Origin of the sequence: Alistipes sp. cv1, from assembly GCF_900240235.1 — a bacterium.
Taxonomy (GTDB): domain Bacteria; phylum Bacteroidota; class Bacteroidia; order Bacteroidales; family Rikenellaceae; genus Alistipes_A; species Alistipes_A hominis.
In genome coordinates this window covers 170,258-185,045 of the sequence record NZ_OEPW01000002.1, presented here as the reverse complement: position 1 = coordinate 185,045, position 14,788 = coordinate 170,258, and the positions used below count along the sequence as shown (strand labels likewise).

Here is a 14,788-nt window from a genome sequence, read left to right as displayed (position 1 = left end):
TTTATTCGATGTAAATTTCCAGCAGTTTTCCCTGTCCGGTCAGCGTTACCTCCTCGATGCAGGCAGGTACCAGTAGGGTCTCGCCTTTTTTGACGGTTTCGGAGCCGCCTTCCCAGCCGAGCGTCGCCCGTCCTTCGGTCAACATGTAGACGACGAACGAATCGCGCTCCACGTGGTTGCGTTCGACCGCGCCGTCCAGTCCGATCAGGTTGACGGTGAAGTAAGGCGATCTTTTCAGCGGAACCGCTTCGTTCGTCCGCGGTTCGGCGGTGATACGGTACGGGATGTCGTTGTCGAAACGGATCGCGTCGGCGGCCAGGTCGGTATGCAGTTCGCGCCCTTTACCCGAAGCGTCCGTGCGTCCCCAGTCGTAAATCCGGTAGGTGACGTCCGAAGCCTGCTGGATCTCGGCCAGCAGGATTCCCTTGCCGATGGCGTGGATCGTGCCTGCCGGAATGAAGAATGCGTCTCCGGGACTTACTTTCGGACGAGAAAGAATTTCGGGTAGCGTGCCGCGCTCCACGTGTTCCGCATAGCGTTCGCGCGATACGTCCCCGTCGAATCCCAAGTAAAGCTCGGCTCCCGGATCGCAGTCCAAGACGTACCACATTTCGGATTTGCCGTAACCGCCGTACCGTTTCGCCGCCAGGGCGTCGTCCGGATGCACCTGCACCGAGAGTTTGTCCTGCGCATCGATGTATTTGATCAGCAGCGGAAACTGCAGGCCGAATTTCTCGTAAATTTTGTCGCCTACCAGATCGCCCATATAGACTTCGATCAACTCTTCGAGGTTGTTTCCGGCCAGTATGCCGTTGCCGACGACGGATACGTCGCCGTCGAGGCCGGAAATTTCCCAACTTTCGCCGATCGTACGCTCCCGGGGCAGCCGTTTTCCGAGTTTTTCGGACAGCCGCCGCCCCCCCCAGATACGCTCTTTCGGCCGAGGCCTGAATTTTAACGGATACAGCATTCGCAACGTTTTAGCGAGCCCGGCTGCGGACGGTTCCCCGGAACGGAGAACGCAACGGCAGACAAAGCCCTGAATTTTAACGACAAATTTAACAAATTATGGCAACTTTTCATACCTTTGTTCCCGCTGCCAGTTCGCGGCGGCGGGTCGCAAGTGCGGACTTATGTGGCAATCAGCCCGATACCGTGAGGCGTGCCGGCGATTATTTTCGGATTATTTTAACCTCGCATCCGCCATGTGTTTGTTACGGGTAGAACAGGTCACCAAGCGTTACGCCGCTCATACGGCGCTCGACGACGTGTCTTTGGAAGTTCCGCGGGGGGCGGTTTACGGGTTGCTCGGGCCGAACGGCGCGGGCAAGACGACGTTGATCCGCATCATCAACCGGATCACGGCGCCCGACAGCGGCCGGGTGTTTTTCGACGGACGGCCGCTCGCTCCCGACGACATTTACCGGATCGGCTACCTGCCCGAAGAGCGCGGATTGTATAAAAAAATGCGCGTCGGCGAACAGGCGCTCTATTTCGCGCAGCTCAAAGGTCTTTCGAAGCGGGAAGCGACGGAGCGCCTGAGGGCGTGGTTTGAAAAATTCGGGATCGCCGAGTGGTGGGACCGGAAGGTGGAGGAGCTCAGTAAGGGGATGGCGCAGAAGATCCAGTTCATCATCACGGTATTGCACCGACCGGCCTTGCTGATTTTCGACGAACCGTTCAGCGGCTTCGACCCGATCAACGCCAACCTGCTGAAAAACGAAATCCTCGCGCTGCGCGACAGCGGGGCGACGGTGATTTTTTCGACGCACAACATGTCGTCGGTCGAAGAGATCTGCGACCATATCACGCTGATAGACCGTTCGCGCAACGTCCTGAGCGGCGCTGTCGGCGAAATTCGCCGCCGGTACGGCGAATCCGTTTTCCGGATCGATTTCGCGGGCGACCCGGCGGCGCTGTCGCAGCAGGAGCTGCAGCCTTACTGTTCGGTGCTCGGCATAAAACGCGGGGCGCCGTATCATACGGCCGAAGTGCGGCTCGTCTCGCCGGACGCCGTGCGTCCGCTGATCGGGCTGCTGAACGAACGAACCGAACTGCACGGCTTTTCGGAAGTGATCCCCGGGATGAACGACATTTTTATCCGGGCAGTCAACGGACAACTTGAACAAACCGACCATGAGTAAGATAGGATTGATTATCGGTCGCGAATTCAACCAGCGGGTGCGGAAACGGACGTTTATCCTGACGACCGTGTTGACGCCGCTGTTGATGGTCGTCCTGATGGTGGCGCCGGTACTGCTGAACAAGGTCGGCGGAAGCCGGCAGTTGGAGATCCTGGTGCTCGACCGCAGCGGTTGGATCGCCCCGCAGTTGCAAAGCGGCGCGCTGCTGAAGTTGACGCCTACCGACTTGTCCGAAGACGAGCTCGGCGCACCGGGAAACCGGTACAACTACCTGGTTATCGGTGAGGACGTTCTGTCCGATCCCGGGGATGTCCGTCTCTATACGAAAGAAGCCCTGACGTTCGACGTTGAAAACGATCTGAAGTCGCAGTTGGGCAGGATTATCGAAAAGCGGAAACTCGAAGCGCACGATATCCGGAACCTGTCTCAGATCATGCAGGAGGTCAAAACGGACGTTTCGATGCAGACTTTTCAACGGCACGATACCGGGGAACGACGGGCCAGTTCCGGCGTCCTGTCGATGACCGCTTCCTATCTGTTCGGGTTCCTGATCTACATGTTCGTTTTCATGTACGGCGTGATGGTCATGCACGGCGTGATCGAAGAGAAAAACTCGCGGGTGTTGGAGATCATCGTTTCGTCGGTCAGGCCGTTCGAACTGATGCTCGGCAAAATCCTCGGCATCGCGTCGGTCGCGTTGGTGCAGTTCCTGATCTGGGTTGCGCTGATCCTGGCGCTGGGAACGGCCGCCCTGCACCTGCTGACGCCCGACGCGTTGATCCGGAGCGCGGCCGTACCCGGGGTTGTGCCGCAAATGGACGCCGGTACGCTTGCGGCGATCCGGCAGGTAACCGACGGCGGTTTCCTGCTGAAATTGTTCGGCGGTTTCCTGGTTTATTTCGTCGGCGGCTACCTGCTCTATGCGGCGATTTTCGCGGCGGTCGGCAGCGCCGTCGACAACGCGCAGGACGCCCAGCAGTTGCAGATGCCGGCCACGATTCCGCTGGTTTTCGCGATCGTCGTGATGTTCACCACGATGCAGAACCCGAACGGGACGCTGTCCGTTTGGTGCAGCATCATCCCGTTCACCTCGCCGATCGTGATGATGGCGCGCATTCCGTACGGAGTGCCTGCGTGGCAGTTGGCGCTGTCGGTCGCGTTGCTTTACGGCAGTTTCCTTTCGATGGTGTGGGTGGCCGGCAAAATTTACCGGGTGGGGATTTTCATGTACGGCAAGAAGCCCGGATTCGCAGAGTTGTACAAATGGATAAAATATAAAGGATAATTAAATTGTAGTCCAATGAAAGAGTGTGTATTGGTAACCGGCGGAGCCGGGTATATAGGAACCCATACGGCGGTCGAGCTGATCGCGGCGGGGTACGACGTGGTCGTGGTCGACAACCTTTCGAATTCCGAACGGGCGGCGGTGGACGGCGTGCGTGAAATTACCGGCGCGGAGATCCCGTTCGAGCAGGTCGACTGCGACGATAAGGCTGCGCTCGCCGGGGTGTTCGACAAGTACAAATTCAATTCGGTCATTCATTTCGCGGCGTCGAAGGCCGTCGGCGAATCGGTCGAGAAACCGCTGTTGTATTATCGCAACAACATCCTGTCGCTGGTGAACGTGCTGGAACTGATGCGCGAAAAGGGCGTCCGCAACATCGTTTTCTCATCGTCGTGCACCGTGTACGGGCAACCCGAAGTGCTGCCCGTGACCGAGCAGACCCCGCGTCAACCGGCCACATCGCCTTACGGGAATACCAAGCAGATATGCGAGGATATCCTGCGCGACACGACGGCGGCGTACGGGGAGCTGTACGGCATCGCGCTGCGTTATTTCAACCCGATCGGGGCGCATCCGTCGGCGTTGATCGGGGAGCTTCCGAAAGGGATTCCTGGCAACCTCGTTCCGTTTATTACGCAGACGGCGGCCGGGATTCGGCCGTGCCTGAGTATTTTCGGGGACGATTACGATACGTCGGACGGTTCGGCTGTCCGGGACTATATCGACGTGGTCGACCTGGCCCGCGCGCATGTGGTGGCGGTCGACCGGATGGTCGGCGGCAAGAGCCGGTCGAATTACGAGTTTTTCAACGTGGGCACCGGTCAGGGGCGTTCGGTGATCGAACTGGTCGAAACGTTCGAAAAAGTCACCGGAGTCGAAGTGCCGCACAAGATCGTCGGCCGCCGGGCCGGAGATATCGAAAAGATCTGGGCCGACACCACGTTTGCGAACCGGGAACTGGGGTGGAAAGCCACGCGTCCGATCGAGGAGACGCTCGCTTCGGCCTGGGCCTGGGAAAAGCATTTGCGCGGGATGAAGTAGAGGGACAGGATTTGAAAACGAAAAAACCGCCGCATTCTCATGCGGCGGTTTTTTCGTTCGCTGGAGAAGTCCGGTTCGCTATTTGGTGGCGTCGCAGACTCCGCGCAGGTAGCCGATCGATTCGGCCACGCCGGGCAGCGGGTTTTTGCCGTCCTTTTCGAATTCGAGGCTGACCACTCCGGTATAGCCGATCTTGCGCAGTGTTTTGACGATTGCCGGAATGTCCATGATCCCGCGTCCCATTTCCCAGGTCTGGCCCGCTTTCGACGCTTCGGTCTCGTCCTTGATGTGGATGTCGTAGATGCGGTCTTTGTACTTTTTCAGGTCGTTCACGCAGCTCGCTCCGAAGCGCGCCGTATGTCCCAGGTCGATGCAGATCCCAATGCGCGGGTCGAGGTCTTTGATGTGCGCCATCACGTCGGCGGCGTCCGGGAATGTTTGGGTATCGGGGCCGTGCGTATGGATCGCCATCCGGACATTGTATTCCTTGATCTTTTCGTTGACGTAAGGCAGCAGCTCGTAGGCCGGAACCCCGATGAAAATGTCGGCGCCGTAGCGTTTCACGTATTCGAACGCGCGGTCTGCGTCGGCTTTCGAGTTCATGTAGATCGGGCCGAGGATGTAGCCGTTCACGTCGGCTGCCGCCAGCTTCGCCTTGAAGGCTTCCATCTGTTCGGTAGTGCTGTTCATCGGCAGGTGGAAATCTTTTACGCTCATGTATTTGACTCCCATCTGCTTCATCATCTTCAGGGTTTCGTCGATGTTGAAATTGCGGAACGAAAAGCCGGCGACGCCGATTTTGAAATCTTCCGAACCGTGTTTCGTTACGAATTGGGCCGATGCCGTGCACGTTCCCAGCAGCAGCGCCGCGGCGGAAAATAACGTGATGAAATTGATTTTTTTCATGATTATTTGATTGGTTAAGGTTTTCGGGAATCGGGTTCAGGGGATCGGGACAAACCCTTCGGCCCGGACTTTCCGTTTTCCGTTTTTCGGAAAATCGGGAGCAGCGCTTTCGGAACCGGTACGATCGCCCGCCGTCATCGTTACGGCAGGAGGCGGTGCGGGGATAACCGGAGAGATTTTCATAGCGCGGGTTTTGGGGAATCGTTGCGGATGCGTTAACGTGTTTTGAGCCGGATGTTCCGGAATTCGATCTTCATCGGGGGGCCTACGTGCACCTGCATACCGATCAGTCCTTTGCGGGTGCGTTCGTGCGGATCGTCGTCCACGACAATGCTCATCACCTTTCCGTTGATCAGATGGATCAGCGTGTTGCCTTTGGCGATCACGTGGCACGCGTTCCAGCCGTCGCGGTCGATTTCGGCGAAAAGGGCGTCTTTGTCTCCGGTCGAGCCGATTACGTGCGGTTTTTTTCCGGGTTCGGCCTGCGTCGCCTGTCCGCGCAGCGCCAGAAAGGTGCGGCCGCGTTCCTCGTAATTCTGTCCCGTCCACTGGCCGGGGCCGTCGATATCCAGTTGGTATCCTTTCAGCGCGTGTGCGACGCCGGGCACTTTCACGCTGCGGTAGTTGATTCCGCTGTTGCCCTCCGGGGAGACCCGGTATTCCATTTTCAGTTCGAAATCCGCTGGCGTCCCGCCCTTCCAAACGATGAACGAATTGCGCTCCAACAGCGTTTCCGGCGTCACTTCGCCGACCATGCGGTCTCCTTCGACGCGCCAGTAAACCGGGTCGTATTCCCAGCCGTCCAGCGTTTTGCCGTCAAAAATGGCCATGAACCCGGTTTCCGGTACATTTTCGTCCGGGAACGGGGATTGTGCGCCGAGCGGTTCCGGCATCCAGCAGAAAGCGGCTATACAGGCCGCAAAAACCGTTTTGTTCGCCGCGTGGCGAAGCGAGAGCGAAATCGTCGTCATTTTGGATCGGTTTGGGTGCGCGGGTCTCAGGTGTGCCCGTGCACGGGTTAGCTTACACGGAAATATCCGTGCCGTTAAATATCGTCGGAATTGAATTTATATCCGAGTCGTTTACCGGTCTGCATTTTCGAGTTCTCGATCTTGGTGTTGAGCTGGTCTACCGTGACCACTTTCACCGCGTCGTACGGCGGAACCAGCAGGTCGAAGTCGACCGTATAGTCGATCGCGTTCTCGATGATGTTCAGCAGCGCCGCCCGGTCGATCCGCTGCGTGCCGAAACTGTTGTGCCGCATGCTGATCTGGCGTTTCCCCTCGACGAAATACTGCATCTCGCGGTTGATGAAGATCCGTCCGATCAGGTATCCTTCGTCGGCGCTCCGGTTGTACCGGAACGAATCGGACAGGAAGTTGTAGATGTTGATCATCCCGCAGTAGGAGTTTTCGCGGGCCTGTTGCACGTAAGAGTTCTGCCAGATGATGTGCTCGCGGTTGAATTCGAAGACGTTGCTGTGCATGCTGAAGATCAGGATGTCGTCCGCGATTTGCAACTGCGCTTCGAATTTTCCGCGGTCGCGGTATTCGATCCGCGCCTCTTTGCCCGCCTCTTCGAGCGTATCGTCGATTTCCGACGACATTTCGTGCAGGACTTCTTTCAGGTTGCCGAACACGGAGAACGTGTTGTCGAACACTTGCTGGTTCAGCGAGGCTTTGTTACTCAGTTTTTCGATGATGCCGTTTCGTATACTGCCAGGGTCACCGTCCATAATTTTGCTAAGGTTATCGTTAAGGTTTGGTATTTTGGGTTTCGTCGTATTTACATGAGTCGGATCTGCTGGCCTTCGGTCACCTGCGAATCGCGGCTGCGGCGGTTGATGTTGCACAGACTCTTCAGTCGGATGCCGTACATTTGCGAAATGCTGTGCAGCGTTTCTCCGTCGCGGGCTACGTGGATCATCTTGCCGTTCGAACTGCGTTTGGCTTTCGGCCGGATGTAGATCATATCGCCGGTTTTGACGTTCGAATGGATGTCCAGGTCGTTGTATTTGATCAGCTTCTTGGGCGATACCCGGAATTCCGACGCTACGCTTTCCAGCTTGTCGCCGTCGCGCACGACGATGAACAGGCTGCCGTTGTTGCGGTACACGGTATGGCCGCCGTTGCGTCCCTGGATGGATACCGAATAATTGTCCACGTCTACCATATCTGCGGGCGACGCCGACGGAATCGGTTCTGCGACGGGCTCTTCGACGGGGGCGGCGTTCTCCGCGATGCGGACGTCTTGTCCTTCGTCGAGCAGGAAGAGCTGGTAGTCTTCGATGATCTTGATCAGTTGCTGGGCGTATTGCGGGTTGGTGGCGTAACCGGCCTTCTGCAATCCGTGGGCCCAGCCTTTATAATCCGTGGGGTCGAGTTTGAACAGGTCCTGATACCGGGCCGATTTGTCCAAGAACTCGGAATGATCCCTGTACGATTCCTCGACCGAAGGGTATTTGCGGAAACATTCGTCCGGGGCGTCGTCGGTATGCGAGATGGTCTGCCCCGTCCAGTTGCTTTTGCACTTGATGCCGAAATGGTTGTTGGCCTCGCGGGCCAGACGGCTGTTGCCGTTGTCCGATTCGAACAGCGCCTGGGCCAGTTTGATGCTCGCCGGGATGCCGTAAATATCCATCTGTTCGACCGCCAGCGGTTTATACTTCAGGATATAGGCCTCGCGGGTCAGTTTTTGTTGTCCTTCGGCTGACGCGGTCGTGACGGCGAGCAACGCGAAAGTCAGAACGATTTGTCTGAGATTCTTCATATCGGGGTTCGGTAAATGCTTCCGACAAAAATAATATTTTCTTGGAATTTGCGCAAAAATCTTTAGCTTTGTATGTAACTTTAACGGAAAACCTATGTTTACGACAAAAAGCAATCAGATATTTTCACAAGCCATTGCCGATTATCATCGTTTTGACAAGGTGGATATGCCGATCGACAATCCCTATAAAAACGGGTCGATCGAATATTTGTTGTATTTGAAAAACTGGATCGACACGGTTCAGTGGCACCTGGAGGACATCATCCGCGATCCGCACATCGATCCGGAAATCGCGCTGAAAATCAAGCGCCGCATCGACCGTTCGAACCAGGAGCGCACCGACATGGTGGAATACATCGACAGTTATTTTCTCGATCTGTATAAGGACGTTCCCGTAGCGGAAAATGCGACGGTCAATACCGAGAGTCCGGCCTGGGCGATCGACCGCTTGTCGATTCTCGCGCTGAAAATTTATCACATGGCGCAGGAGGTGGCTCGTAAAGATGTATCACTGCAACATGTCGAAGAGTGCGGCCGAAAACTGGCCGTACTGCGGCAGCAGCAGGACGACCTGTCCGCGGCGATCGACCAGTTGCTCGAAGATATCGCCGCGGGGCGTAAGTACATGAAGGTTTACAAACAGATGAAAATGTATAACGATCCGGAGTTGAATCCGGTTCTGTACGCGTCGAAATAACATGGCGGTAATTTCTCGGTCGACTTCCGTGCGTTTGCTGGTGATCCGTTTGTCGGCGATGGGCGATGTGGCGATGGTCGCTCCGGTACTGGTAGCCCTGCGCAGAAACTATCCGAATCTGCGCATTACCGTTTTGACTCCGAAATTTTTGCAGCCGTTTTTCCGGGAAGTCGGAAACATCGAGTTTTTCGCGCCCGATCTGAAAGGGCGGCACAAGGGAGTGGCCGGCCTGTTGCGACTGGGGCGCGATTTGGGCCGTTTCGATATGGTTGCCGATTTGCACGACGTGTTGCGCAGCAAGGGGTTGTGCCGTCTGATGAAACTGCGGGGCACCCGGATCGAACGTATCGATAAAGGGCGGGCCGAAAAAAAAATGCTGACGGCTCCGGAAAACAAGCAGCGGGTGCAATTGAAGACGACCGTCGAACGTTACCGCGAAGTATTCGTCCGGCTCGGGTTCGATTTGCCCGAGATCCCTCTTCCGAGCCGCATTCGTTACCCGATGTCGGAAGCGGTGGCCCGGTTGGCCGGCGCGCATGACGGCACATGGATCGGAGTTTCGCCTTTCGCACAGCACGAAGGGAAAATTTATCCGCTCGACAAGATGCGCGAGGTGATGCTGCGGCTGGCCCGTATTCCCGGCGCACGTATTTTCGTTTTCGGGGGCGGGGATGCCGAAAAAGCGTATGCCGAAGAGGTGGCTGCGCTGCGGGACAATATCGTATCGGTGATCGGGCGCATCCGTCTCGGTCAGGAAATGGAGTTGATTTCGAACCTGGATCTGATGGTGAGCATGGACTCTTCGGGGCTGCACATGTCGTCGTTGGTCGGACTGCCGGTGGTGTCCGTCTGGGGGGCGACCCATCCGTTCGCGGGATTTTACGGTTTCGGCCAGGACCCGGCGCTGGCCGTTCAAGTCGATATGCCGTGCCGGCCCTGTTCGGTGTACGGCAACAAACCCTGCCTGTTCGGAGATTACCGGTGTATGCGTCAGATTACGCCCGGGATGATCGTAAGCCGGGTATGCGGTCGGTTGGGCGTGGAAATACCTTCCGGGAATGCGGATTAGAAAAACTTTTAAAGCAACGGTTTGGGCGGCGGCCGCGATTTGTGTCGCGGCAGTCCTATTTTTGGGCGTATCGTGGATTGCCGAGTACCGGCCCGACGTCCGGGAAACGGTGATCTACGACACGGCGGAACCCGTTTTTCTGCCCGATACGCTGACCGTCCTCAGTTGGAATGTCGGGTATGCGGGCCTGGGCGACGACATGGATTTTTTCTACGACGGCGGAAAGCGGGTCAGGGACAGCCGGCGGCGAACGTTGGAGAACCTGCGGAATATCGTCGCCGAGCTCCGGAAAGCGGACGCCGATATCATGCTGTTACAGGAGGTGGACTGCGATTCGCACCGTAGTTACGGAATCCGGGAGGTGGATTCGCTGCGCGCAGCTTTTCCGGGATACGTGCTGTCGTTCGCTTATAATTACCGGGCGTGGTGGGTGCCTATTCCGCTCCGAAGTCCGATGGGACGCGTCGGGAGCGGGCTCGTGACGCTTTCGCGGGTTGTTCCGCTACAAGCTCAACGGGTGCAGTATCCGTCGGCCTTTCCGTTTCCGGTGCGGTTGTTCAATCTGAAACGCTGCTTGCTGGCCTTGCAGTTCCGGACGGCGGGCGGCGATACGGTGCTGATCGGCAATACGCATAATACGGCTTACGATGCCGGTGGGATGCGCGATGCCGAAATGCGTTTTCTCGGCGGGATGTTGCGACGGGATGCCGCGCGCGGAGTCGTTTCGGTGGTCGGCGGCGACTGGAATCAGTATCCGCCCGGATATACGCCTTCTCCGGAGGAACTTTCCAACGAATTTTTCGTGCCTCAGGCGGTCGATTCGCAGGTTTTCGGGCCGGGATTCCGGTTCGCGTACGACGATTCCGCGCCTTCGCTGCGTTACCTGGACGCTCCGTGGACGCCGGTTCCGGAAGACGGGGAACCTCGGCAGCGGCCGCAGACGACGCTGACCGATTTCTTTCTGGTCTCTCCGGGCGTCCGTGTCCTGTCGGTGCGTACGCTGCCGCTCGGTTTCCGGTCGAGCGATCACAATCCGGTCGTGATGAGGGTTGTGTTCGAAAATACCGCCGGCGCGGGCTCGCAATAATTTGTGTGAAATAATTCACAGTTCGTTGCCTGAATCCGTAAAAAAAAACTACCTTTGGGTTCTGGAAATAAAAAGTTTGTTGCCGTTATGAATATACCAGTCAATTTGAAGTATTCGAAAGACCATGAGTGGATACGGGTCGAGGGGGCCGAGGCCTATGTCGGGATTACCGATTTCGCACAGAATCAATTAGGAGATATCGTTTTTGTCGATGTCACGACGGTCGGCGAGACGCTGCCCCAGAACGAGGTGTTCGGTACGATCGAAGCGGTGAAAACCGTTTCCGACGCGTTCCTGCCGGTCGGCGGAGAGATCCTCGAATTCAACGAAGCGTTGAACGACGCTCCCGACCGGGTCAACAAGGACCCTTACGGGGAGGGCTGGATCGTGAAGATCCGGATGACGGACCCCGCCGAGCTGAACGTGCTGCTCGGCGCGGACGATTACGGCAAGCTGATCGGCTGAGACGCCGGTTGCGCGGATGCGAATGGATAAGGACTTTTTTAAAAAATAAATTTGAAGTATGAGCAAAGTAACAGTAGTGGGTGCGGGCAACGTGGGTGCGACCTGTGCCAATGTAATTGCTACAAGGGAAATTGCCGACGAGCTGGTTCTCTTGGACATTAAAGAAGGAGTTTCGGAAGGCAAGATGTTGGATATTTTCCAGACGGCCACGCTGATGGATTTCGACACCAAACTGACCGGCGTTACGAACGATTACGCCGCTACGGCGAATTCGGACGTGGTTGTCGTTACGTCGGGGATGCCGCGCAAGCCGGGCATGACCCGCGAGGAGCTGATCGGCGTGAACGCCGGCATCGTCGCTTCGGTAGTGGGCAATATCCTGAAATATTCTCCGAAAGCGATCATCGTGATGATCAGCAACCCGATGGATACGATGACCTACTTGGCGCTGAAAAAGACGGGTCTGCCGAAGAACCAGTTGTTCGGTATGGGCGGCGCGCTGGATTCGGCCCGTTTCAAATGCTATCTGAGCAAGGCGCTGAACGCTAATTCGAACGAAATCGAAGGTATGGTGATCGGCGGTCACGGCGACACCACGATGATTCCGCTTTATTCGAAAGCGAGCTACAAAGGTATGCCGGTAACCGAACTGCTGAGCAAGGAAGAGGTCGAAAAAGTGGTAGCCGACACGATGGTGGGCGGCGCTACGCTGACCAAACTGCTGGGTACTTCCGCATGGTACGCACCGGGCGCTGCGGGAGCCTATGTGGTCGAGTCGATCATCCGCGACCAGAAAAAAGTCGTTCCGTGCTGCGCTTACCTCGAAGGCGAATACGGCCAGCAGGATATCTGCATCGGCGTACCCGTCGTACTGGGTAAAAACGGCGTCGAGAAAGTGCTCGAACTGAACCTGAATGCCGATGAAAAAGCCTTGTTCGAAAAGAGCGCCGAGGCTGTCCGCAAGACGAATGCGATCCTGAAAGAGATAAAAGCTTTGTAAATATCTTCCGGTTTCGACAGATAAGGCCGGCAGGAAGCCGGCCTTTATTTTTTTAAAAAAAAGTATCCGTTGTCTGGAAAAAGCATTTACGGAATACCGCTCCGGATACGCCTAAAACTTAATGAACGATGAAACGAATGATCCTGTGGTTGCAGGCGGTTCTGTTTTGTGCGCTGACCCTGCAGTGTTCCGATGATAAAAACGGAGAATCGTATACCTTTCGGCTGTCGATTAGCGATTGGCCGATAACGCCCGGTTCGCTTTCCCAGCGGGTGGACATTGAGGCTCCCGACAGATGGTCGGCTGCGGTTGCGTATGCCGAAGCGGAGAGCGAACCTTGGTTGACCGTAGAGCCCGCGTCCGGGCGGGCCGGACGCAGTTCGTTCACCCTGAAAGCGAAAACCAACCCGTCGCTCGGCGTCCGTAACGCTACGGTGACGGTAACCTGCGGCGGCGAGTCGCGGACGATTGCCGTAAGTCAGCCTGCCGGGGAAGGGGTCGAGGTAACCCCGACGGAGCACGAGCTGGAGTACCGCGATACGGTGATCCGGGTGACGGTGTCCCATAACGTTTCCTTCCGGTTAGACATTGTCTACCTTTCCGGCGGACAGACGAAATGGATTACGCAGGTTCCTTCGGGCAAGTCCGATGTGGAAAAGTCCGAAGTGAAGTTCAACGTGGCGGCCAATACGAACGGGACTCAAACCAGTACGCCGGAACGCAAAGCCATTATCCGGATTACCGACGTTTCCGGAAAAGCGACGGACGTGCCAGTGCTTCAACGCGGGTACGACGACGGGACGCGTTCGTTGAAAGTTATGACGTTTAATATTCAGACGACCAACACCCGCCCCTGGGACGAGAGGCGGGAAGGCGTCGTGAAAATGCTGCGGGAAGAGAATCCCGATATGTTCGGCTTGCAGGAGGCGCGGATCGACGTGCTGAATACGCTCGACGAGCGGCTGGGCAACTATGCGCGGGTCGGGATCGACCGGGACGGAAGTCCGCAGAGCAGCGAATACATGTCCGTTTTCTACCGGAAAGATCGTTTCGTATTGGTCGCCAGCGGGAATTTCTGGCTCAGCGAGACGCCCGACCAGATGTCGATCGGATGGGATGCGGCTTACAGGCGGATTGCCACCTGGGTGAAGCTCCGCGAGCGGGATTCCGGCAAAGAAATTCTCTATCTGAATACGCATTTCGATCACAAGTCGGCGACCGCGCGGCGCAATTCGGCGGAACTGATCGTCGCCCGGCTGAAAAAATACGGCGCCGACGATCTGGCGACATTCGTTACCGGAGATCTGAATGTGGCCTATACCAATGCTGCGATGGCCCCGCTGACCGGCTACCTGACCGGGGCCCGCGAGTCGTTCAGCCCGATGGATCAGACCCCGACTTTCCATAACAACGGTTCTTCGGCTGCGTTTATCGACCATATTCTGTACCGCAACATCGACGCCCCGCAGAGTTACCGGGTGCTGACCGACTGTTACGGCGTGCAGAAAGACGGCAAGGATTATTATCTGTCGGATCATTATCCGGTCACGGCCGTTTTTTCCTACATGAAGCCGTAAACGGCGGTTGCACAAACCGGTTTCCCTTATCGGGGGACAGATGCCCTTCCGGGTATTTGCCCCCGTTTTTCGCATACCCTGACGCGCTTTCTTATTGCGTTATAAAATAATACGATAGAAAATAGAAGAAGCAGAGTGCGGTACGAAACGGACGATTCCTGAAAAAGCCGGACTGTTTCGGCTGTGAACGCATTCCGGAATGGATGCCGCGCGCCGAAGTACCGGCGGAGGGTTTCTGTTCGGTAATATGCCGGGACGGCCCGGAGAGATCGTCTCTTTTTGATAAAAAAGATTACTTTTGCATTAAAATGCGTGTGAAATGGCCGAACCAGAAGAAATCGCCAGAGAAGAGTCTGTTGCTGCCGAACCTGCCGCCGCATCGCCGAGACAGCCGGAGCCGTCGACGCGTCCCGTGTCGCGTCCGTCCCGGTTCGAGCGCTATGTGAGGCGGGTGATCTCCGGGAGCATTCTGGCCGATGCGGAGGTGCAGAAGCACTACCCGTACGTGTTGTTTATGGCCGTACTGATGTTTCTGTATATCGCCAACGGGTTTCATACGCAGAAGCTGCACCGGCAGCACGAAAGGCTGACCGCGCGGGTCAAGGAACTGCGTGCGCAGTCGCTGACCATTTCGTCGCAGCGGATGATCGCCACGCGGCAGAGCGAGATCATCCGCGAACTGGAGGAGCGGGGCATTCCGCTCGATGAGTTGGTGAGCCCGCCGAAGATCATCGACAAGTAGCGCCGT

General features: G+C 56.8%; 15 protein-coding genes. 10 read left to right on the top strand and 5 right to left on the bottom strand.

The window, feature by feature from the left end:
• Position 1: 1 nt before the first annotated feature.
• A complete protein-coding gene (locus C1A08_RS05160) occupies positions 2 to 970 on the bottom strand; it encodes a type I phosphomannose isomerase catalytic subunit (protein ID WP_101571853.1) in 969 nt (322 codons plus the stop codon).
• Between the two features lie 235 nt (positions 971 to 1,205).
• On the opposite strand from C1A08_RS05160, the gene C1A08_RS05155 reads away from it, so the two are divergent.
• Genes C1A08_RS05155 through galE form a run of 3 tightly spaced genes read left to right on the top strand, consistent with a single transcriptional unit; the run spans position 1,206 to position 4,470 of the window.
• Positions 1,206 to 2,144, top strand: a complete 939-nt coding sequence (locus C1A08_RS05155; protein WP_101571852.1) for an ABC transporter ATP-binding protein — start codon at positions 1,206 to 1,208, stop codon at positions 2,142 to 2,144.
• Positions 2,137 to 3,429, top strand: a complete 1,293-nt coding sequence (locus C1A08_RS05150) for an ABC transporter permease (RefSeq protein WP_101571850.1) — start codon at positions 2,137 to 2,139, stop codon at positions 3,427 to 3,429. The genes C1A08_RS05155 and C1A08_RS05150 overlap by 8 nt, the downstream gene beginning before the upstream one ends.
• 15 nt (positions 3,430 to 3,444) lie before the next feature.
• Positions 3,445 to 4,470: a UDP-glucose 4-epimerase GalE gene (galE, locus tag C1A08_RS05145; protein WP_101571848.1), complete on the top strand. Its 1,026-nt coding sequence runs from the start codon at positions 3,445 to 3,447 to the stop codon at positions 4,468 to 4,470.
• 78 nt (positions 4,471 to 4,548) lie between these two features.
• Here galE and C1A08_RS05140 read toward each other — a convergent pair whose 3' ends face one another.
• The 4 genes from C1A08_RS05140 to C1A08_RS05125 form a co-directional block, all read right to left on the bottom strand.
• Positions 4,549 to 5,376 carry a sugar phosphate isomerase/epimerase family protein gene (locus C1A08_RS05140; RefSeq protein WP_101571846.1) on the bottom strand — a complete coding sequence of 276 codons (828 nt, stop codon included), beginning with the start codon at positions 5,374 to 5,376 and terminating at the stop codon, positions 4,549 to 4,551.
• A 215-nt stretch (positions 5,377 to 5,591) separates the two neighbouring features.
• Positions 5,592 to 6,347: a 3-keto-disaccharide hydrolase gene (locus tag C1A08_RS05135; protein ID WP_257937046.1), complete on the bottom strand. Its 756-nt coding sequence runs from the start codon at positions 6,345 to 6,347 to the stop codon at positions 5,592 to 5,594.
• Between the two features lie 74 nt (positions 6,348 to 6,421).
• Positions 6,422 to 7,111 carry a hypothetical protein gene (locus tag C1A08_RS05130; protein ID WP_101571844.1) on the bottom strand — a complete coding sequence of 230 codons (690 nt, stop codon included), beginning with the start codon at positions 7,109 to 7,111 and terminating at the stop codon, positions 6,422 to 6,424.
• A 50-nt stretch (positions 7,112 to 7,161) separates the two neighbouring features.
• On the bottom strand, positions 7,162 to 8,145 hold the full coding sequence (locus C1A08_RS05125; RefSeq protein WP_101571842.1) for a glucosaminidase domain-containing protein: 984 nt from the start codon (positions 8,143 to 8,145) through the stop codon (positions 7,162 to 7,164).
• Positions 8,146 to 8,239: 94 nt separating this feature from the next.
• On the opposite strand from C1A08_RS05125, the gene C1A08_RS05120 reads away from it, so the two are divergent.
• The 7 genes from C1A08_RS05120 (at position 8,240) to C1A08_RS05090 (ending at position 14,782) form a co-directional block, all read left to right on the top strand.
• Positions 8,240 to 8,842 carry a DUF4254 domain-containing protein gene (locus C1A08_RS05120; protein ID WP_055202660.1) on the top strand — a complete coding sequence of 201 codons (603 nt, stop codon included), beginning with the start codon at positions 8,240 to 8,242 and terminating at the stop codon, positions 8,840 to 8,842.
• 1 nt (position 8,843) lies between these two features.
• Complete coding sequence (locus C1A08_RS05115; RefSeq protein ID WP_228385747.1) at positions 8,844 to 9,911, top strand: glycosyltransferase family 9 protein; 1,068 nt, start codon at positions 8,844 to 8,846, stop codon at positions 9,909 to 9,911.
• Positions 9,901 to 10,998, top strand: coding sequence for an endonuclease/exonuclease/phosphatase family protein (locus C1A08_RS05110; RefSeq protein ID WP_118457048.1), 1,098 nt, complete (start codon positions 9,901 to 9,903; stop codon positions 10,996 to 10,998). The genes C1A08_RS05115 and C1A08_RS05110 overlap by 11 nt, the downstream gene beginning before the upstream one ends.
• Positions 10,999 to 11,085: 87 nt before the next feature.
• Positions 11,086 to 11,463, top strand: coding sequence for a glycine cleavage system protein GcvH (gene gcvH / locus C1A08_RS05105; protein ID WP_101571839.1), 378 nt, complete (start codon positions 11,086 to 11,088; stop codon positions 11,461 to 11,463).
• Positions 11,464 to 11,521: 58 nt separating this feature from the next.
• Complete coding sequence (gene mdh, locus C1A08_RS05100) at positions 11,522 to 12,463, top strand: malate dehydrogenase (RefSeq protein WP_055202654.1); 942 nt, start codon at positions 11,522 to 11,524, stop codon at positions 12,461 to 12,463.
• 128 nt (positions 12,464 to 12,591) lie between these two features.
• Positions 12,592 to 14,040, top strand: a complete 1,449-nt coding sequence (locus C1A08_RS05095; protein WP_101571837.1) for a BACON domain-containing protein — start codon at positions 12,592 to 12,594, stop codon at positions 14,038 to 14,040.
• 319 nt (positions 14,041 to 14,359) lie between these two features.
• The gene (locus tag C1A08_RS05090; RefSeq protein WP_101571835.1) at positions 14,360 to 14,782 is read left to right on the top strand and encodes an FtsL-like putative cell division protein; all 423 of its coding nucleotides are present in this window, start codon (positions 14,360 to 14,362) and stop codon (positions 14,780 to 14,782) included.
• Positions 14,783 to 14,788 lie beyond the last annotated feature (6 nt).